This window comes from Alphaproteobacteria bacterium 33-17 (assembly GCA_001897445.1).
Taxonomy (GTDB): Bacteria; Pseudomonadota; Alphaproteobacteria; order Rickettsiales; family 33-17; genus 33-17.
Genome location: MKSX01000011.1, coordinates 97,865 through 117,415, shown reverse-complemented (window position 1 = coordinate 117,415; position 19,551 = coordinate 97,865). Strand labels below are relative to the sequence as shown.

Sequence of the window (19,551 nt, the reverse complement as noted above, 5' to 3'; positions counted from 1 at the left end):
TAAAATAAACCAATTTGCCCTTGAATATTGTCATTCCTGTGTCTGATAGTGCTTAACATTTAATTCGTCACTCATCGCTCAGCGAGTCGTTAAAACTAGCCTTCGCTCTTCGTTCAAATAAACCAATTTGCCCTTCTTAAGTCATTCCAAGAATTGCATAGCACTTCGTTGGAATCCATTTCTATATATCTTGAAGTGAATGAGATTAAAAGGGTGAGCAATAGGTATTTATTAAAAATTTGCAAATTAAATGATATTAAGATCAAAAAATTCTGACCACCCTCGTGAAGGATTTTTCCTTCTATATAATAAAGGGTAACAAATTGAAGATATAAATTTCTCCCCTTGCCATAAATGTCTCGCCCCCTGGTCGTAATATATATGAATTGTAAATAAAGAGTGCAGTTAGTAAATTAATCGCGCTACTTTGACTAATTACAAACCTCTATATTCACGTACGTTTCTGGTTGCAAAAGCAATATCTTTCCAGTTAATTTTATTAGGGTGATTTTTAGCAATAATTTTAGTATCATCATGCACATTAATATTAGATTTAAAATAACGATTAATTGCGTTCTGGTCTTTTAGTTTATTACGCCTACCTAATACATATTCAAATACAAATTTACTGAATTTACCATTTGGTGAATAGTTGCGCTTTTCAAATCCAAAATATCCGATAAATACTGATGCTGATGTTGATACTACATATCTTACAGCTTTATTACCAAGAAAAGAAAATCTTGGAGCAAGCGCTTTTAAGCCTTTATTAACAAGCATTCCTATGCCCAATCGTCTAGCTAAGTTTAAACTTACTTTTACAATATTAGTAATGTTAAATGATGAAGTAAACTTACTATCCATATGTTTTATAACATGTTCTTTTCTATAAAGGGTTGTCACTGGCGCAGAAGAATGTGTAGTATTAATCTTTGGTATTTTCTTATTATTAATAGATGTTTCTATTACCTTATTATCTAAAAGCTTTAATTGTTCTATTCTATAAGATAATTTGGTTTTTTTTATTTTATTACTAAGTAATAACGTTTCATTTAGATCAATATTCAAATAAGAAAAAATATGAGATTGTATTTCAAAGGGTAGGGTTTCTATATATCTATAACCTATAACTTTACCGGCGAAAGCGATTGCAAAACTCTTAAGATCTTTTGTAATTTCTTTAAATTCTTTAGTATACACTGCACTACTAGGATTATGTATATTTAATTTTAAAGTTTTAATAAAGCTATTTATTTTTTTAGTGTCCTCGTTAAAAGATGCATCGCTTGAGCCTATTAATCCAGAAATATTAATATTATGATTTTGATATATATGGTGATAAAATTCTATAAAACGGTCTTTTTCTAGATTATTTTGCTCATACATAATATTTAAAGTAGCATAATTACGAAATATTAAACGCCTTTGTTTGTATTGATTGATAGTTATTTCATTATCTTGAATTATCTTATTTTTAGTGTTATCAGAAATCTTAGACCATAGCAAATCTGCAATATTTTTATAACCCTGTTCAGTAGCATAGTGTAATGGAGTTTTCTGATTGCTATCTACAGCATTGACACTAGCATTTTTTTCATTAACAAGGAAATTGACTATTTCAGTGCATCCATATAAAGCTGCATAATGCAGTGAAGTCGATCCAGAAATATTACTATCATCGACATTACCTCCATTCTGAGCAAAATATTTTATCATTTCCAAATTTCTTTTTTCACCAGCGTATAACAGGGCTGTATAATTGGCAATGTCTCTACTAAGAACATTTGCCCCCTTTTTGACTAAGTATTTAACTATATCTAAATGTCCGCTATAAGCTGCAATATGCAAAGGAGTGTGTCGAATAATGTTGCAAATATTTGTATTTGCCCCTTTTTTAACAAGATACTTAACCGTTTTTAAATGACCGTTTCGAGATGCATATTTTAAAGGGGTCTCTCTAGAATTATTCAAAATATCAACATTCATGTTTTTTTCTTCTATCAGGTATTTGATTATTTCAAAATAACCTCGCATAGATGCCTGATGTAAAAGAGTATCTCCATTAAAGTGTTTAATGTTTATGTTAACATTTGTTTCGTTGATCAAATATTTAACTACTTCAAGTTTGCCATATTCTACAGCGTAATATGCTGGAGTAGATTTCCATCTATTTTTTATATCTGCTTTAATTCCATTATTAATAAGATATATCACTGTTTCTAAATTTCCTATAGCTGATGCAAAATGTAGTAAGTTATTATTTTCATCGTCATTAGATACTATGGTTAGTTGTTCAGGCATTAGATTTTTTACCGTGATTTCTAGTTCAGGAAAATCTTCATGCCAAGAATCTTGATCATTTAGTCTGGAAAATAGTTTTTCTGTTGATATTTGATAATCCTTATTTTGATGTTCGTTTTCTAGTTTCATTTGCTACTCGCAAGATAATTTAATGCCAAAACCATAATATCTGATTGTTAATTAGTCAAATATTATTAATTAGTTAGTAATATTTTATTTTAATTTAATAATTATTTAAATTCCTTAATAATTTCTGTTAGACGCCATACCCCCCCCCCCACATTCAGCTACCCCTTTCCAACGTTTTATGCTATAACACAACTCATAAAAACATATACATATACACACCATGGATCTTATTGAAAAACTTATAAAAATTGAAACAAAGGCTAAAAAGCATGACTTTGTTTATGAAAACTACCAGCAGATTATCGACCAAATTAAAAGCGAGTGCGATGAAGTTGCTGTAGAAGTAGAAAAAAACGACCGAGATGCCCTAAAAGAAGAACTCGGGGATGTTATAATAGCCGCAATGGCACTTGCATATTATTTAAATTGTGATATCAAGGAATGTATGGAATTAGCGCTCGATAAGTTTGAAACAAGGCTTGATAAAGCACTGGAATTTGCAGAAAATGACGGTATTACAAGTTTTAAAGGCTTATCAATGGATGAAATCCTGAAATACTGGAAAATAGCCAAAAATTCATTAAAATAAGAACGTAATAAATTTCATAAGTTATTGAAATTTAAAAATAATTAACAGGAGTAATTTTACTGTGAGCAATTCTCATTCAGAAGAACAGAGTCAGCATCAAGTTCGCCTTGCTAAACTTGAGGAATTAAAATCACTTGGTATTAATGTATACCCTTCAAAATTTGCCAGAACCCACAAAACAGTGGAACTTCATGAAGTATATGCATCCTTAGAAAACGGCGTATATACAGAAGACGAGGTTATGGTTGCAGGTCGTGTTATGTCAATTCGTAATAGCGGTATGTTCATTGACCTTCACGATGATTCGGGCAAACTTCAGGTATATACTGATGTAAAAAACGCTCCTGAACATGTACTTCAGGTTTTAAGAAACCTTGATTTAGGTGATTTTATTGGCGCAAGAGGTATTGTACGCCGTACCCCAAGAGGTGAGCTTACTGTAAATACTTTAGAAGTGAACTTACTTTCAAAAGCGTTACTTCCGCTTCCTGATTCATATTATGGGCTGCAGGACGTAGAAACACGTTACAGACAAAGATATATTGACCTGATAATTAACGAAAATTCACGTAACGTGTTAAGGGCAAGATCAGTTATAATTTCTGGCGTTCGTAATTACTTATTGGAGCATGGGTTTTTAGAAGTAGAAACACCAATGCTACACCCGATTGCAGGTGGGGCAATTGCTAAACCTTTCGTTACGCACCATAATACATTAGGTATCGATTTATACCTTAGAATTGCGCCTGAATTATACCTTAAAAGGCTTATAGTTGGTGGTCTTTCTGAAAGAGTATTTGAAATTAACCGTTGCTTTAGAAATGAAGGAATTTCTACAAGACATAACCCCGAATTTACATCACTTGAGCTATATCAGGCTTACGCGGATTATCATGATATGATCAGTATTTCTGAGGGTATTATTCAGAGAGTATGTGAGCTTACAAATAGCTCAATGCAGATTAACTTTGGTGATAAGGTAATTGATTTATCAGGGCCATGGCCAAGAAAATCAATGGCAGAACTTGTAAGAGAAAAAACAGGTGTGGATTTCCTTACCATTAACTCGCAAACTGAAGCTCATGAAGTTGCTAAAAGACTTGGCGTGCACCTTAAAGGTAATGAGCCATGGGGTAAGGTTTTAGAGACAATATTTGGTGAAAAAGTAGAGCATGAGCTTATCCAGCCTACGCATGTTACTGATTTACCTAGAGATATTTCACCACTTGCTAAATGCAAAATCGATGATCCAAGGCTTACAGAGCGTTTTGAGACATATATGAACGGCTGGGAAATCTCTAACGGGTTCTCTGAGCTTAATGACCCAATGGATCAAAAAGACCGCTTTATGCAGCAGGTTGAGGCAAAAGATGCAGGTGATGACGAAGCCCATGAGATGGATCATGACTTTATTACATCGCTTGAATACGCTCTTCCGCCTACAGGTGGCTTAGGTATTGGTCTTGACAGGTTAGTTATGATTCTTACTAACTCTCACTCAATTCGTGAAGTTATAGCATTTCCAACCCTAAAACCTAAGAACGACTAATATGTGTATGACCCTGTGCCAGGGGGGCAAGCACCAAAGGTGCTAGGCACAGGGTCATGAACCTTCGGTTCTTTAAAAAATAGTAATTAACATGATCCGCTATAAAATCACCATAGAATATAAAGGTACTCGCTATTATGGCTGGCAAATTCAGCCAGGACTTCCTACTGTTCAGGAGGAAATAGAAAAAGCTATTTTTGCCTTTTCTCATTATAAAGCAGAGGTTTATGGGTCAGGCAGAACTGATAAAGGGGTGCATGCAACAGGGCAGGTTGCCCATTTTGACCTTCCAAAAGAGTATGATACTCATAAACTGGTTAGATCCATTAACCATTTTTTGCAAGAAGAAGATATTGTTGTGCTTGATTGTGAAAAAGTAGAGTCAGATTTTCATGCAAGATATTCAGCAATTAGAAGAACTTACCAATATAGAATTATCAATCGCAGTAGCCCAAGTGCTATTTATAAAAACCTGTCCTGGGTACGTCATCTTCCTTTAGATCCCGAAAAAATGCAGGAAGGTGCAAATGTGCTAATAGGACATCATGATTTTACCAGTTTCAGAGCAACAATGTGTCAGGCAAAGTCACCTATCATAACAGTGGATAATATTAGGATAATATCCGAGAATTATCCTGAAATTATCATAGAAGTATCCGCACGCTCATTTTTGCATCATATGGTAAGAAATATCGTTGGAACCTTACGCAAAGTTGGAGAAGGGGAATTAACACCCAAAGACGTGCAAAACATTTTAGACGCTAAAAATAGAGCAGCCGCAGAAATGACAGCACCAGCTGATGGGCTTTTTTTATGTAAAGTCGACTATAGTTAACTAAGTTAGTTTTGCATGTGTCATTTCCTCACTCATGTAGGTTTACTACACTTCGTTTGTTATTCCTGTGCAAAACTTAACTTATTTAACTATAGTTATGTTTTAGTATTTAGTTTTGTATGCACCATTTCCTCGTTCACCGAAGCATTGCTAGGTTTCACTCGTTATTCCTGTATCTAATCTAACCTAAAATGCTATAGTTTTTACTGCACTTTATTCCTCATTCTTATGCAGCAATTAATTCACTGTTAACAATAGACTAAATTTATATATGGATTCCCACGAGATGCTACGCACCTCTCGGAATGACACCCTCAAGATGCTATGTCATTGCGAAAAATGCAAGGCATTTTGTGGCAATCTATTATTAAATAATAGGCATGGATATTGTTTACCCATGATAATGGAATCTGAATCTTTTGCCTATAGAGGTAAGAATCTCATAAGGTATAGTTTGTGAGCTTACTGCTATATTAAACATTTGTTCTTTAGTTTCAAACACAGTTAAAAAGTCGCCTGTGATTTCATTTACATAATCGGTAATATCTACAATTATAGTATCCATAGAAACTCTACCAAGAATTGGTAATCTATAATTTTTATAATATACTTCGCCAAGGTTGCTGATTGCTCTTGATAAACCATCGGCATAACCTACGCCAATGGTTGCCAAAATTCTGTCGCTTACAAGTAAATGAGTTTGATTATAGCCTACTGTTGATCCTGCTTTATAAGTATGAATCTCTAAAATTTTCGCATACATTTTTACAGCTGGTAAAAATTCTTTATCCGGTACGTACCCATATGTTGCGATACCAGGTCTTACTATGTCAAAGTGATAGTCTTTTCCAAGTAAAATTCCGCCAGAATTTGCAAGGCTTTTTGGAACATGCGGGAAGTAGGATGCGATATGTTTAAAACGCTCAAGCTGCATTTGGTTAAACAGATTATCCTTTTCTTCGCTTGATGCTAAATGCGACATTACTAGTTTAAGATCAATTTGCTTATGTAAATTTTTATCAAGCATTTCATGCATCTCAGATGGCGTCATGCCATTACGGCTCATACCCGTATCAAACTGAATTGCTGCTTTAAAATCAGATTTGCCAAATTTAGCTGCTTTTTCTAATTGGTTTAGTGAGTTTATAACAGGGTAAATATTATTTCTGTAAAATACTTCGGGGTCATCATGAAGACCAAGTAACGTATAAAAAACAGTATTTTTAAAAGACTCGCGAAGTTCTAATGCTTCTTCTAAGGTGGCTACAAAAAAAGTATCTGAGCCTTCTTTTACAAGGCGCTCAACGATTTTATAAGCGCCAATACCATAGCTATCAGCTTTTACAACAGGACAAACTTTACTAGAGATATTTGACATATATTTATAGTTAGAAGCAATAGCATCTAAATCTACATGCACTTCACAAACGTGATACATTTATACCCCTAATAAATTAAGATTTGATACGTCATTTCCTCACTCATGTACCATTTTGTACACTTCGTTCGTTATTCCTGTCAACTCTTAACTTCTTAGAGATATACCAAATGATATAATTTAAATGACAAATACAGTAAAAGTCTTTCTTCGCTTATTAAATACTAAATCTCACCCCAATTATTGCCTATTCCCCAGTTTACGGTTAGTGGAACTTTAAGTTTTACAACGTCTTGCATGATATTTTGAAGCTTTTTTATCTTATCTTCATAATCATTCTCAGGGACTTCAAAGATTAGTTCGTCATGTATTTGTAGCAGCATTGTAGTATCTTTTGGCAGGGCTTTATTTACATTGATCATTGCCATTTTTATAATATCTGCTGCGGTTCCCTGAATCGGCGCGTTAATAGCTAAGCGCTCTGCAAAGCCGCGGACAGCAAAATTACTGCTCATAATATCTTTAATATAACATTTGCGTCCAAATAAAGTCTCTACAAAACCATGCTGACGGGCTTGCTCCTGCATTCCGTCCATAAACTTTTTAATACCGTGATAAGTACTTAAATATTTATCTATAATCGATTTCGCTTCCGATCTTGATACGTTAATTTGTTTAGCAAGACCAAACGCGCTAATGCCGTAAATAATACCAAAGTTAATAGCTTTTGCTTTACGTCTTAAAGAATCATCAACTTCTTCTTCGGGAATACCAAATACTTGTGATGCTGTAATCTTATGAATGTCTTTATCATGGTGGAAAGCATCAATAAGCTCTTTTACATCTGCCATGTGGGCGAGTATTCTAAGCTCAATTTGCGAGTAGTCAAAAGACAGTAATTTATATCCCGGTTTGCTAATGAATGCGTCTCTAATACGCGATCCATGTGCGGTTCTGATTGGAATATTTTGTAAGTTAGGGGCGCTTGAACTGAGTCTGCCTGTAATAGTAGTAGTTTGCGAATATGTAGTATGAATCCTGCCGTCTAAACTTGCAGCGTTAATAAGAGGATCTGTATAAGTCGAAATCAGCTTTGACAAATGCCTCCATTCAATAAGCTTATCTGCAATAGTATGCCCTGAAAGTGAAAGCTCTTCTAAAACATCAATATCAGTAGAATATGTTCCGCTTTTACCTTTTTTAGAGGCTGGCATTGAAAGTCTTTCAAATAGTACTTCGCCAAGCTGCTTAGGTGAGCCAATGTTAAAGCTTACCCCTGCTAAGGCAAATATATCTTTTTCTAACATATTTAAATTCAGCTGAAATTCTACTTTTAGATTTTCAATGGTTTCTTTTGAAAGTAGTATTCCTGCTAGTTCCATGTTAGCGAGTATTTTTATAAGCGGTTTCTCAAAAGCTTCATATATTTTAAATACCTGATTTTCTATAATTTTTGGTTTTAAAAAATTATGAAGTTTGAATAACTTAAGCGCATATTGCTGAGGGTCGGTATCTACTTCTTCTAAAAAATTGGTAAGTGCTGCTGAAATATTCTCAAAATTTTGGCTACTATCAAGTGTGTAAGCCATAAGTTGGATATCTTCAAAATGGTTAATGTCATACATCTTGAAAAATGGCCTAGCACCATAAAATAGCTTTATAATAGCAGTGCTTGCGAAAATTTCTTTAATTTCATTATTATATTCAATGGTAGAGTCTAAAATAGTATAATGACCATTCTCGAGTGACATAAACAGCTTTGATTCTATTTTAAAAACACTCACCATGTTATTATTTGAAAGTTCAGCAAAAAATGCTTGTGGCTCAAGCTTTTTAAATGATGCTTTATCATCAAAATGTTTGGTGCTGATTATAGAGTTTGTGGCGTCGCATTTTTTTATACTATCAAACATTGACTCCATTTTTCTTTGAAGTTGTCTAAACTGGTTTTTCTCAAAAAAGTAATTTAGCTCGGTTGGGTCAATATCATTTATTTTGAGTTCATCAAGAGTTGCTGGTAGGTCAACGTTATAATCAAGCCCTACAAGCTCATATGAAAGTTTGGCATTATCTATATTACTTGCAAATGCATTTTTATAGCGGTTTTGCTTAATATTATCTGCATTTTGAATAAGCTCTTCTAATGACCCAAATTCATTGATAAGATCAGATGCGCCTTTACCGCCTATACCTTTTACGCCAGGAATGTTATCTGATGCATCACCAAGTAACGATAAAAGGTCTCTTACTCTTTCAGGGTATACACCGAATTTTTCTAAAACGGCTTCGCGGTCGATTACCTTAAATTTCATCGGATCAAACATCATAACATTATCACCAACTAGCTGCATAAGATCCTTATCGGATGATACTATTGTTACTTTATAGTCGTTATGAGATGCTTTTTGAGCAAGCGTTGCTATTAAATCATCTGCCTCAAATCCTTCTTTTTCTAAAGATATTATATTAAATGCTTTGGCAGCCTGCCTGATTATAGGAAACTGATCACGAAGTTCCTGAGGCGCTTCTGGGCGGTTTGCCTTATAATCTGCATATAACCTGTGTCTAAAGTTTTGTTTACCGCTATCAAATACTATACAAATATGTGTTGCATGAATCTCTGTAAGAAGGCGCATTATCATTGAGCAAAAGCCAAATACAGCGCCCACAACTACTCCGTCTTTACGGGTAAGGGGTGGCATAGAGTGAAATGCTCTAAAAACAAAGCCGTATCCGTCAATAACTACTAAATGATTCATGATATATTCCTTTATAAATACTGTATAATTGCCTCATTTTTATAGATTTTATGTTCTGCTGTAAACCCAAGAGTATGTTAAATCTTGAAATTTGTTATAATTTAATGTATACAATAGTAAAAATCATAACCTAATTAAAACTTATGGCTGTATTACCAATAGTAGTTGCTCCTGATCCAAGGCTTAAAAAACCTTCGGAGAATGTGGAGAAAATGGATGACGAGACAAAAAAGTTCATAGCTGATATGATCGAAACCATGTATCATGCGGAAGGTGTTGGGCTTGCTGCCGTGCAAGTTGGTGTTCATAAAAAAATTATTACTCTGGATGTAAGTGATAATGGTGATAGCCCGCAGGTTTTTATTAACGCAGAACTTGTGAAAAAATCAGAAGAAACAAAGTCTTACAAAGAAGGTTGCTTGTCATTCCCTGGTCAGTACTCTGATGTTATCAGACCTGACACAATTACAGTACGCTATCGTAACGAAGCATGGGAAGAGTGCGAGCTTGAAGCAGCAGGGCTTCTTGCCGTATGTCTTCAGCATGAAATTGACCATACTAACGGTATTGTATTTGTAGATCATATTTCTGATATGAAACGACGAATAATTCTGGAAAAACTCCGAAAAAAGTATAAATAAGACTATAGTAATTATAGTTGAATTGTACTATGCGTTACTTCCTAATAAGTATTTAACAAACATATAAAAGTATAATTAATATGGCAGTGTTACCTATAATCATAGGCTATGATCAAAGTTTTAGAACAAAATGTTCTGAAGTGGAAAGCTTAGATGATCAAACTAAAGCATTTATAAACGATATGTTTGAAACCATGCGTCATAATAAAGGCTGCGGCATGGCTGCAAGCCATGTTGGCGTTCATAAAAGGATTGTAGTTGTTGATATTAGTGATGATTATAGCAACCCTCAGGCTTTTATAAACCCTGTTATTATAAAAAAGTCAGATGAGGCAAATACTTATAAAGAAGGTAGTATTTCATTCCCAGGTGAGTATGCCGATGTTACAAGACCTAAAGAAATTACGGTAAAATATAGGGATTTAGACTGGCAGGAATGTGAGATTACGGCAGATGGACTCTTAGCAACATGTTTGCAGCACGAAATTGACCATCATGACGGTATTTTATTTATAGATCAAATATCGCCTATGAAACGCAGGATAATTTTAGAAAGAATAAAAAAGAAGTATAAGAAATGAGAATAATATTTATGGGATCGCCTGAATTTGCAGTAAAGGCGCTAGAAAAAATTATAAGTATCAAAGGTGTAACTATTCCCGCTGTATTTAGCCAGCCTGCTAAACCAAAGGGTAGGGGTATGCAGCTTATTGATACGCCTGTTACAAGTTTTGCTAAAAGTAAAAATATAGAAGTTTTTACACCAAAAACACTAAGGAACGAAGAACAAGTTGAGATTATAAAATCATTTGAGCCTGATCTTATAATTGTTGCGGCTTATGGACTTATACTACCTAAAACAGTTTTAGACATTCCAAAATATGGCGTAATTAACATTCATGCGTCAATTTTGCCAAGATGGAGGGGTGCTGCTCCCATCCATCATGCAATACTCGCTGGCGATGAATATAGCGGCGTTACCATTATGCAAATGGACGAAGGTTTAGATACTGGCGGAATGATTAAAATAAGTGAGCATGTACCTATTACTGATAAAACAAAACTTAAAGATCTGCATGATAGTTTAGCGGAAATCGGAAGCAAGCTTATGGTAGAAGTCATTGAGGATATTATTAGAACTGGTAAAGCGCAAGCGTTTGAAAAGCAAGATGATAGTTTAGCAACTTACGCTCATAAGATTAGCAAAGACCAGCTCAAGCTTGATTTTAACCAGAGTGCAAAAGATATTATCCGCAAAATTAATGCGTTATCAGAGCTTGGAAGTTATATTACGCTTAAAGGTGAGAATGTTAAAATATTAGATGCGGAAATTGTGGAGTTTGAAGGTGATTTTGAGCCTAAAGTAATTGCATCAAAAGATTTGATTATAAAGACTTTAGATGGCTTTATTCAGCCTAATATATTACAGAAACCTGGGAAAGGAGCAGTCTCACGAAAGGACTTTTTAAACGGCATTAGAGAAGATTTAACAGGCACAATTTTAGAATAGGACATAAACCATGAAAATAATAAGTATATTAATTCTAGCTGTTGCTATGCTTACATCATGTGACAGTATACAGAAAAAAGAAGAGTTAAGGGTGGGGATATCAGCAGATTATCCACCGTTTGATATGATGATTGATGGAGAAGTAGTAGGGTTTGACGCAGACCTTGCTAAGATTATCGCTGAGAAAATGAATAAAGAACTGGTGATTAAAGAAATTGATTTTAATTCACTAATGCCAGCGCTTGATAGTGGTGCAATCGATTTAGTTATATCAAATGTATCAAGAACAGAAGAAAGAGCGAAAAATTACGATTTTTCAATACCTTACTATAAAACAGAAGCGTTTTTGATTACTAAGTATAAAGACAAAAAAAGGCTCAAAGACTTTAGAATGGCAAAAATTGGAGCGCAGGCAGGGTCAATTTTTGAAACTCAGCTTACAGAGCTTGGCTACCAGACAAAACCTTTAGCAAGACTTGCAATGATGGTGGAAGACTTAAAAACAGGTAATGTTGATGCAATTTTAATTGATGGCCCGCAAGTTGAGTCTATTATTGATAATTACCCTGACTTTACATTTATTCCTGCTACTGAAATTAAAGATGGCGGTATATCTGTTGCTCTGAAAAAAGGATCAAATCTTACTGAAAAAGTAGACGTAATTATTACTGAAACTTTGAAGGACGGGTCATTAGAGGCAATAAATCAAAAATGGTTAGTAGATTTTGAGTCAGCTGTTGCTGGTGAAAAAATAATGGGTGTTGAGGTTAGATACTTTAAAGTTATAGCAAAAGGGATTAGTTTAACGCTGGAATTTTCTTTAATATCAACTATTTGTGGTTTCTTAATTGCGACTATTCTTACGGTTCTTTCGGGAACGTCAAAGCTGTTTAAATATGTAAGTAATTTATATGTATCGATTCTAAGAGGTACGCCGCTAATACTACAGCTTAGTATAATTTACTTTGCACTTCCTATGATTTTAGAGGTGAAAATATCAGTGTTTACTGCAGGTATTGTGGCATTTTCTATAAACTCAGCTGCATATATGTTTGAGCATTTAAAAGCAGGAATCAATGGTGTTGATAAAGGTCAAATTGAAGCTGCAAATGCAATTGGTATGACAAAATACCAAACAATGAAGCTTATAGTAATTCCGCAAGCATTACGTAATATTGTACCTTCGCTTATAAATGAAGCGATAAATATGGTGAAAGAGTCATCCATTATATCGGTGCTTGGTGCGCAGGATATTATGCGTAAAGCGCAGCTTATTTCGTCTGAGACATATGATTATTTAACACCACTGATAATTGCAGGTATTTATTACTACATAATCATTAACGTTATGAACATTATATTAGTTATTATAAATAAAAAAGTAGCAAGGTAATAAAATGCTAGAGCTTAAGAATTTGAAGAAAGCCTTTGATGGTAAACAGGTTATAGATGACTTAAATCTCACTTTTAACAAAGGTGAAATTGTTGGAATTATTGGTCCATCTGGCTGCGGTAAGTCTACCTTACTCAGAGTTATAAATATGCTGGAAAGTTTAGATAGCGGTAGTGTGTTACTCGATGGTGCGGCTATAACTTCTAAAAATGTTCTAGAAATGCGCAAGAAAATTGGCTTTGTATTTCAGTCATTTAACCTGTTTCAGAATATGAACGTTTTAGAGAACGTTATGACTGCCCTTATTAACGTCAAAAAAATGCCGAAAAATGAGGCTAAAATAAAGGCAGAAGAAAGCTTAAAGTTAGTTGGACTTTCACATAAGGCTGATTCTATGCCTAAAAACCTTTCAGGCGGTGAAAAACAAAGGGTCGCTATCGCAAGAACTTTGGCTATGGATCCTGAAGTGATTCTGTTTGATGAACCGACAAGTGCGCTTGACCCTAAGAATGTTAGGGAAATCATTGATTTAATCGCAAATGTGATTTCTAAAGATAAAATTGCCTTAGTTGTAACCCATGAAATGTACTTTTTAAAGAACGTTACAAACAGAGTAATTATGCTGAAAAATGGTAAACCTGTAGTGGATTTAGGTAAGGAAGAGTTCTTTAAATCAGAAATCCCTGAAATTAAAGACTTTATGCATTAGAACTGGATAATATTGGCAGAAATAAATTTATTTCAAAGACCTATCCTTATTCTGATTAAGATTGTCCTCGCTTCTTGCGGTGTTTGAGTCAAATCTGTGGCTGCCAATTGTTACACCGCTTTCTTTAACTTTAGAAGAAACTTCATCTAAGGAAACGTTTGTAGTACCGTTTTCTTCAGCAAGCTTCATATTTTTTTGTAGCTTTTTAAGAATATTGCGTTCAGCTTTTTCAGCCTTCTTCATAGGATCTTGCTTAAAGAAATTGCGAATAACGCCAAATAGTTCTTTAACACCTGATGATTTTGAAGGTTTTTCTACGGTTGATTTTGAGTGGCTTAATTTATCAAATGCTTTGCCAGCATTATCTATAGCTTCTTTATTAGCTTTTTTAATAGATTCATCAATTTGTTGAGCGGTTATACCTTCAGCTGGCTGTCTAAAAAATGGTATATTTGGATGCTTAGCTAAGTTCTGACCAAAATCGTATATCTCATCTAAATTCATATTCTGAAATTTAGATTTATATGTTTTTAAAAGCTTTGCTGTAGTCTCACGCGCAAATTTATCTTCCGCAAGTACATTTACATTTTTATAATTGCTATCTTGAGCCTTGAAATCAGTATCATTAACTCTTGAAGCTAAAATAGCAGCATACAGAGCGCCAAATTTTTCTGCAAGTTCAGGGGTGTAGTTAAGACCTGTTTCCTTAAAGTTTTTTTCTGAGAATGAACGACCTAATGTTGCAGTACCTTTACGATCTACTGCAAAATCTGTTAAGTTTTTTTCACCTACATTTTTTTGAATAGCCCTAACTTCTTTAAGTCCAGCAAAGTTTATTTCTGTATTAAGCTGCCCTTTCTCTCTTAAAATTTTGAAAGCTGTAGCATGGGCAAGTTTGCCTGCATCATTATAATTCATAAGCTATACTATATAATATTATTAATATCTTATATCAATAATAGCATAAATATTAAAAAATTAATAAATATTTTCCTTTGTTTTTTAATATTTTTCTGGAAAAATTACGCTCTATGTACTATAAACTTCAGTTAAATTCGTCAAACAATTCAAAAAATGTAGGTAAATCATGGGCTTAGTAGCAGAAAGACTCAAAACCATTAAACCATCTCCAACCCTTGCTATGACTAAAAAAGCAGCCGAACTTAAGGCTGAAGGTAAGGATATTATCGCTTTAAGCGTGGGTGAGCCTGACTTTGATACACCAGAGTTTATTAAAAAAGCCGCGATCGAGGCTATGGAAAAAGGTCAAACTAAGTATACAAACGTAGATGGAACCCCAAATCTTAAAAAAGCGATTCAGGAGAAATTTAAGAAAGAGAATAACTTAGACTATAAATTATCGGAAATTATTGTTGGCACTGGTGGAAAGCAAGTTTTATATAATGCAATTTTAGCTAGTGTAAACCCTGGTGATGAAGTAATTATTCCTGCGCCATATTGGGTTTCCTATATTGATATTGTAGCACTTGCAGAAGGCGTGCCAGTTATTGCAGTATGCCCAGAAGAAGATAAATTTCGTTTGAAGGCTGAACACTTAGAGAAATATATTACTCCTAAAACAAAGTGGCTTATTTTAGGTTCTCCTAGTAATCCAAGTGGGGCTGCTTACTCTAAGGAAGAATTGAGAGCAATTGCTGACGTACTTTTAAAACATCCGCATGTTCATATTTTAAGTGATGATATTTATGAGCATTTAATTTATGATGGCTTAAAATTTTACACAATTGCAGAAATTGAGCCACAACTTAAAAGCCGTACTCTTACATTAAACGGGGTTTCTAAGTCATACTCTATGACTGGCTGGAGAATTGGTTATGCTGGAGGTCCTGAAGATTTAATTAAAGCTATGGGCGCTCTTCAGTCACAATCAACTTCTAACCCAAGTTCAATATCGCAAGCCGCAGCTCATGGTGCGCTTACAGGCCCGCAGGATTTCCTGAAGGAGTGGAAAGCAATTTTTGAGAAGCGCAGAGATTACATGGTTGAAAGGCTTAATAAAATGACTGGTATAACATGTTTAAAGCCAGAAGGGGCTTTTTATGTATTCCCATCTTGCAAGCAACTAATGGGCAAGAAAACAGAAGGCGGGAAGGTAATAAATGACTCTAACGATTTTTCAACATATCTACTTGAAGAAGCGCTGGTTGCTACAGTTCCTGGGGTTGCTTTTGGAATGGAAGGGTATTTCAGGATATCTTATGCAACAAATGAGAAAAACCTTGAAGAAGCTTGCAACAGAATTGAAAAAGCAGTTTCAAAACTTGTATAGCTTAGTCTTTATAATAATGGTATGCGTCATTCCTGTGCCATTATTAAAAATACTTTAGCTATATAAGCTTTAAACCTAGACCACTTTTAGGTTCTAAACCTAGACCACGCGCATTCGATGACTTCTACGGTTGTTCCTTGCGTTAGTGGTCTGGAGTGATCCACGTATATTATACAGTCAGATTTCGCAAGTGCAGATAGCATTAAAAAATCCTGACCAGAAGACGGGGTAACTATCATTTCCCCGTTTTCTTTCTCTTTAGTATAACCATATAAAAAGTCTGATTTTTTATCTATTACGTCAAGGTTACGCGAAAGTAATGCTAACCTTTTTGTAAAGCCAAAATTTTCATCGGTTTTTCCCATCATTTTGAGTAATGCAGGTCCTAAGAATAAAATAGACGACATTAGCATAGATACAAAGGATGAAGGCATACCAATAAGCGGAATGTTTTTTAAAGCGCCCATAAGCAAGGCTTCATCATTAGTATATTTAACTGAAAATGATTCTATTTTAGCGCCAAACTGACCTAAACTATTCCAGATAAGGCTTTCTTGCGGCATAGCAGTACCGCCACAAATTATTATCATGTCCATATCCTGAACTGCAAACTTAACCTCATTTTTATAGGTAAGTACATCCTCAATCGGAGCTGTCATATCAATGGCAATGCCTAAATCAATAGGTATGCCGCCAAGAAGTTTTATGAAAGATAGAAGTGTTTGAAGTTTAGCGTGATTTAAATATAAACTCTGGCTATCTTGCTGGTTCTCTTCAGGCGCTACAATAACGCCGATTCTTGGCTGCCTAACAACCGGAAGCCATGAAAGCTTTACAGCAGCAGCTTTTGCAATATCACGGAAGCTAACTAATGATCCAGCTTGAATGAGTGTTTCGCCGTTTTCAATATCTATTCCTTTTTCAATAATATTTTGACCTTTAGGGCAGAATTCCTTAATTATAACATTTTTTGGGTCTATGCTTACTTCATCTAACGGAACAATTGCATCTGCTCCTTCAGGAATCGGAACTCCTGCAGAAATTTCAACAGCCTGACCATCTTTTATCATTCCCTGAAAAGGATTTTGGTTATGCGACTTTCCTATAACACGAAGTTTTGTAGGTAGCATTGTAATATCCGCAGACTTAATAGCATAACCATTGACGTTAGATACGTTTTTATTTGGAACGCTAAATCTTGAAGTAACATTTGCTGATATTATGCGTCCTATGCATTCTGTAAGTACTACAGGTTCTGAAGACATATTCTTCAGGTACGGAGCTATTTTTTTAAGAAAATCAGCTATTTGATGCATAAAAATCACAAATTAATTAAATGTATTATTTAATTATATATGAAATTTTTAACTATTTCAAATCCAAACTCACTTGTAATGCTTTCAGGATGAAATTGAACGCCATATATAGGAAGATGCTTATGCTCTATAGCCATAATAATGCCATCGTTCGTGGTTGAAGTTATTTCTAAGTTATTGTTATTTATAGAATTTATACACAGCGAGTGGTATCGGGTGGCATTAAATAATTTAGGTACATTCTGAAATAATATACTATCAGGTTTTGTAACTTTAATTTGATGGACTTTACCATGTATAGGGTAGGGGTTTTTGGAAATATCACACCCAAAATATAGTCCTATAGCCTGATGTCCTAAACAAACACCAAGCAAAGGAATGTTGTTATCTTCTGCATATCTAATGGCATTTAAGGAAATTAAGGAGTTTTTTGGGTGTGATGGTCCTGGAGATATAATAATTTTATCAATAATGCCCAGAGATATAGCGTGATCTAACTCAGATTGATACCTGATAACCTTGTAATCTAAATTTAAAATTTTTAAAAAACTTACAAGGTTATAGGTAAAAGAATCAAAATTGTCTATTAATACTATCACTCGCTATCTTTATGCGGTTGTAAAACATTTCTGTTTATCTTTGCGCCATATTCATCTTTTAGGTTAGTAAAAAATGCCCAAAGAATTTCATTCTGAACATGACCTTTTATAGCCTGATCTACTTGAGCCTCATTTTCAATTTTATCCTGAATCTCATTTATGTCATCTATCTTAGCCATATAAAACATGTTTTCCATGCCTTTATAAACATTGGTAAACGAACCGATATCATTATTTAAGCTATCGTTTATAAGATTGCCTGGGATGGTTACTGGTAACTTTTGCTGTACTTCTGCAACTTTGAATTTGTACTGATGAGTTTCTAAATTAAGTTGTTTAGCATTTTCTGGTTTTTGAGCTAAGTCTCTCATAAACTTAAGGTAATGTTCCGTTTTAAGGCTATTAGTAATTAAATCTTCTACTTTCTCATAAGCTAGTGGATAAGGCTCGGTTATTCTGCTGATTTTATATACATAAATTGCGTCGTTTAAATTGTAAACAAGCTTTGCCTCTTCCATGTTATTGTCACTTACAATTTTATCTCGTAAAATACCAGGTATAGCAGGATTTTCAGAAGATATAGAAAGATTGTTTATAACCATATTTTTAGCATTAAACTTTTTTGCAATTTCATCAATATTCATGCCTGATGCAATATCATCATCTATATTATTTGATATGTCCTGTAATTTTTGCTCAAGTTTCTTTGCTGTAATATCAGCCTCTAACTTGCTTTTAATATTTTCTAATGAGAATTTGGCATCGCGGTAATCACGTAGTTTATATTCATTTTCAAGTTCTTCCTGCGATATTGTAATAGATTTTCTAAGGTCTGCTACAGGGATTTTGAAATAGTTTGCATCTCTTGTTTCCTGAGACAAAAATAGCGATTTATTTGTTTCATAGAATTTTTGTTTTTCTTCTTTAGTTGGTATATAGCTTGAGCTTTGTTTTGTAGTATCAAGTTTGTAAACTGTAATAGTATATTCTAAATTTAAATATTGCTTGATAATTTTGGCAATATCATTACTTGGTACTCTTGAAGTTATAACTTCTAAAAGCATTTTGCGTGATATTTCTTTTTGAATATCATCTACAAATTTTCTTTCGTTAATTTTATTGCTAAGCACAAATTCTCTGAGTTTTGCAGGGTCAAATTTGCCCTCTTTATCTTTGAAAATTTCTTCTTTTTTTATAGATTCAAGTGCAGCTTTATCGCTTATTAATAAATGCTCTTTATTTAGGTATTTATCGATAACTTCATTATTCATCAGGCGGTCTAAAACATAATATGTAAGCTGACCTTTCATTGCATCCTGAAATGGTTCGCCTGATTGCATCTCTATGCGTCTTTTTTCCTTTTCAACATGCATTTCTAAAAGTTCTATAGGAATAGTTTTTCCTGCAACTTTAGCTGCATAATTATTACCAAGATTTTTGACAATATCACCGATACCCCATAATACAAAGCTCAGTACTATAAGTATTAAAAAGGCTTTAATAAGCATTGATCCAAACGTTTTGCGGAAGTTACCTATCATATATGCTCCTAA

General features: G+C 34.1%; 16 protein-coding genes. 9 read left to right on the top strand and 7 right to left on the bottom strand.

Annotated features, from left to right (window positions below; translation table 11 throughout):
* Nucleotides 1-435 precede the first annotated feature (435 nt).
* Entirely contained in the window at nucleotides 436-2,430 is a 1,995-nt protein-coding gene (locus tag BGO27_02485; protein OJV15356.1) for a hypothetical protein, read from the bottom strand.
* Nucleotides 2,431-2,650: 220 nt separating this feature from the next.
* On the opposite strand from BGO27_02485, the gene BGO27_02480 reads away from it, so the two are divergent.
* From BGO27_02480 to BGO27_02470, 3 genes are all read left to right on the top strand, one after another.
* A complete protein-coding gene (locus BGO27_02480) occupies nucleotides 2,651-3,019 on the top strand; it encodes a hypothetical protein (GenBank protein OJV15355.1) in 369 nt (122 codons plus the stop codon).
* Between the two features lie 40 nt (nucleotides 3,020-3,059).
* A complete protein-coding gene (locus BGO27_02475) occupies nucleotides 3,060-4,568 on the top strand; it encodes a lysine--tRNA ligase (protein OJV15354.1) in 1,509 nt (502 codons plus the stop codon).
* Nucleotides 4,569-4,659: 91 nt separating this feature from the next.
* Nucleotides 4,660-5,403, top strand: coding sequence for a tRNA pseudouridine(38-40) synthase TruA (locus BGO27_02470; GenBank protein OJV15353.1), 744 nt, complete (start codon nucleotides 4,660-4,662; stop codon nucleotides 5,401-5,403).
* A gap of 391 nt (nucleotides 5,404-5,794) precedes the next feature.
* On the opposite strand, the gene BGO27_02465 is transcribed toward BGO27_02470, so the two are convergent.
* Together BGO27_02465 and BGO27_02460 are read right to left on the bottom strand one after the other, a co-directional pair.
* A complete protein-coding gene (locus BGO27_02465) occupies nucleotides 5,795-6,841 on the bottom strand; it encodes an alanine racemase (GenBank protein OJV15352.1) in 1,047 nt (348 codons plus the stop codon).
* A 164-nt stretch (nucleotides 6,842-7,005) separates the two neighbouring features.
* Nucleotides 7,006-9,540 carry a DNA polymerase I gene (locus BGO27_02460; protein OJV15351.1) on the bottom strand — a complete coding sequence of 845 codons (2,535 nt, stop codon included), beginning with the start codon at nucleotides 9,538-9,540 and terminating at the stop codon, nucleotides 7,006-7,008.
* 143 nt (nucleotides 9,541-9,683) lie between these two features.
* On the opposite strand from BGO27_02460, the gene BGO27_02455 reads away from it, so the two are divergent.
* The 5 genes from BGO27_02455 to BGO27_02435 all read left to right on the top strand — a co-directional run bounded on the left by BGO27_02455 (nucleotide 9,684) and on the right by BGO27_02435 (nucleotide 13,793).
* Nucleotides 9,684-10,181: a peptide deformylase gene (locus BGO27_02455; GenBank protein ID OJV15350.1), complete on the top strand. Its 498-nt coding sequence runs from the start codon at nucleotides 9,684-9,686 to the stop codon at nucleotides 10,179-10,181.
* An 80-nt stretch (nucleotides 10,182-10,261) separates the two neighbouring features.
* Nucleotides 10,262-10,762, top strand: coding sequence for a peptide deformylase (locus tag BGO27_02450; protein ID OJV15349.1), 501 nt, complete (start codon nucleotides 10,262-10,264; stop codon nucleotides 10,760-10,762).
* Nucleotides 10,759-11,691, top strand: a complete 933-nt coding sequence (locus tag BGO27_02445) for a methionyl-tRNA formyltransferase (protein ID OJV15348.1) — start codon at nucleotides 10,759-10,761, stop codon at nucleotides 11,689-11,691. The genes BGO27_02450 and BGO27_02445 overlap by 4 nt, the downstream gene beginning before the upstream one ends.
* 10 nt (nucleotides 11,692-11,701) lie before the next feature.
* Nucleotides 11,702-13,084, top strand: coding sequence for a hypothetical protein (locus BGO27_02440; GenBank protein OJV15347.1), 1,383 nt, complete (start codon nucleotides 11,702-11,704; stop codon nucleotides 13,082-13,084).
* A gap of 4 nt (nucleotides 13,085-13,088) precedes the next feature.
* Nucleotides 13,089-13,793: a hypothetical protein gene (locus BGO27_02435; protein OJV15346.1), complete on the top strand. Its 705-nt coding sequence runs from the start codon at nucleotides 13,089-13,091 to the stop codon at nucleotides 13,791-13,793.
* Nucleotides 13,794-13,820: 27 nt separating this feature from the next.
* Here BGO27_02435 and BGO27_02430 read toward each other — a convergent pair whose 3' ends face one another.
* The gene (locus BGO27_02430; protein ID OJV15345.1) at nucleotides 13,821-14,711 is read right to left on the bottom strand and encodes a hypothetical protein; all 891 of its coding nucleotides are present in this window, start codon (nucleotides 14,709-14,711) and stop codon (nucleotides 13,821-13,823) included.
* Between the two features lie 169 nt (nucleotides 14,712-14,880).
* Between BGO27_02430 and BGO27_02425 the strand changes: the two genes are divergently transcribed.
* Complete coding sequence (locus BGO27_02425) at nucleotides 14,881-16,083, top strand: aspartate aminotransferase (protein OJV15344.1); 1,203 nt, start codon at nucleotides 14,881-14,883, stop codon at nucleotides 16,081-16,083.
* A gap of 86 nt (nucleotides 16,084-16,169) precedes the next feature.
* Here the strand turns inward: BGO27_02425 and BGO27_02420 are convergent, their stop codons facing one another.
* From BGO27_02420 to BGO27_02410, 3 genes are all read right to left on the bottom strand, one after another.
* A complete protein-coding gene (locus BGO27_02420; GenBank protein ID OJV15343.1) occupies nucleotides 16,170-17,348 on the bottom strand; it encodes a hypothetical protein in 1,179 nt (392 codons plus the stop codon).
* A gap of 80 nt (nucleotides 17,349-17,428) precedes the next feature.
* Nucleotides 17,429-17,998 (bottom strand): hypothetical protein, encoded by a 570-nt coding sequence (locus BGO27_02415; GenBank protein OJV15342.1) that lies wholly within the window; start codon nucleotides 17,996-17,998, stop codon nucleotides 17,429-17,431.
* The gene (locus tag BGO27_02410) at nucleotides 17,995-19,539 is read right to left on the bottom strand and encodes a hypothetical protein (GenBank protein OJV15341.1); all 1,545 of its coding nucleotides are present in this window, start codon (nucleotides 19,537-19,539) and stop codon (nucleotides 17,995-17,997) included. Before BGO27_02410 ends, BGO27_02415 begins: the two co-directional genes overlap by 4 nt.
* Nucleotides 19,540-19,551: the final 12 nt, after the last annotated feature.

Coding starts and splice junctions, on each gene's coding strand:
- BGO27_02425 (OJV15344.1), top strand. CDS start 14,881: ATGGGCTTAGTAGCAGAAAGACTCAAAACCATTAAACCATCTCCAACC.
- BGO27_02420 (OJV15343.1), bottom strand. CDS start 17,348: ATGTCTTCAGAACCTGTAGTACTTACAGAATGCATAGGACGCATAATA.
- BGO27_02455 (OJV15350.1), top strand. CDS start 9,684: ATGGCTGTATTACCAATAGTAGTTGCTCCTGATCCAAGGCTTAAAAAA.
- BGO27_02440 (OJV15347.1), top strand. CDS start 11,702: ATGAAAATAATAAGTATATTAATTCTAGCTGTTGCTATGCTTACATCA.
- BGO27_02485 (OJV15356.1), bottom strand. CDS start 2,430: ATGAAACTAGAAAACGAACATCAAAATAAGGATTATCAAATATCAACA.
- BGO27_02450 (OJV15349.1), top strand. CDS start 10,262: ATGGCAGTGTTACCTATAATCATAGGCTATGATCAAAGTTTTAGAACA.
- BGO27_02445 (OJV15348.1), top strand. CDS start 10,759: ATGAGAATAATATTTATGGGATCGCCTGAATTTGCAGTAAAGGCGCTA.
- BGO27_02470 (OJV15353.1), top strand. CDS start 4,660: ATGATCCGCTATAAAATCACCATAGAATATAAAGGTACTCGCTATTAT.
- BGO27_02410 (OJV15341.1), bottom strand. CDS start 19,539: ATGATAGGTAACTTCCGCAAAACGTTTGGATCAATGCTTATTAAAGCC.
- BGO27_02430 (OJV15345.1), bottom strand. CDS start 14,711: ATGAATTATAATGATGCAGGCAAACTTGCCCATGCTACAGCTTTCAAA.
- BGO27_02460 (OJV15351.1), bottom strand. CDS start 9,540: ATGAATCATTTAGTAGTTATTGACGGATACGGCTTTGTTTTTAGAGCA.
- BGO27_02465 (OJV15352.1), bottom strand. CDS start 6,841: ATGTATCACGTTTGTGAAGTGCATGTAGATTTAGATGCTATTGCTTCT.
- BGO27_02435 (OJV15346.1), top strand. CDS start 13,089: ATGCTAGAGCTTAAGAATTTGAAGAAAGCCTTTGATGGTAAACAGGTT.
- BGO27_02480 (OJV15355.1), top strand. CDS start 2,651: ATGGATCTTATTGAAAAACTTATAAAAATTGAAACAAAGGCTAAAAAG.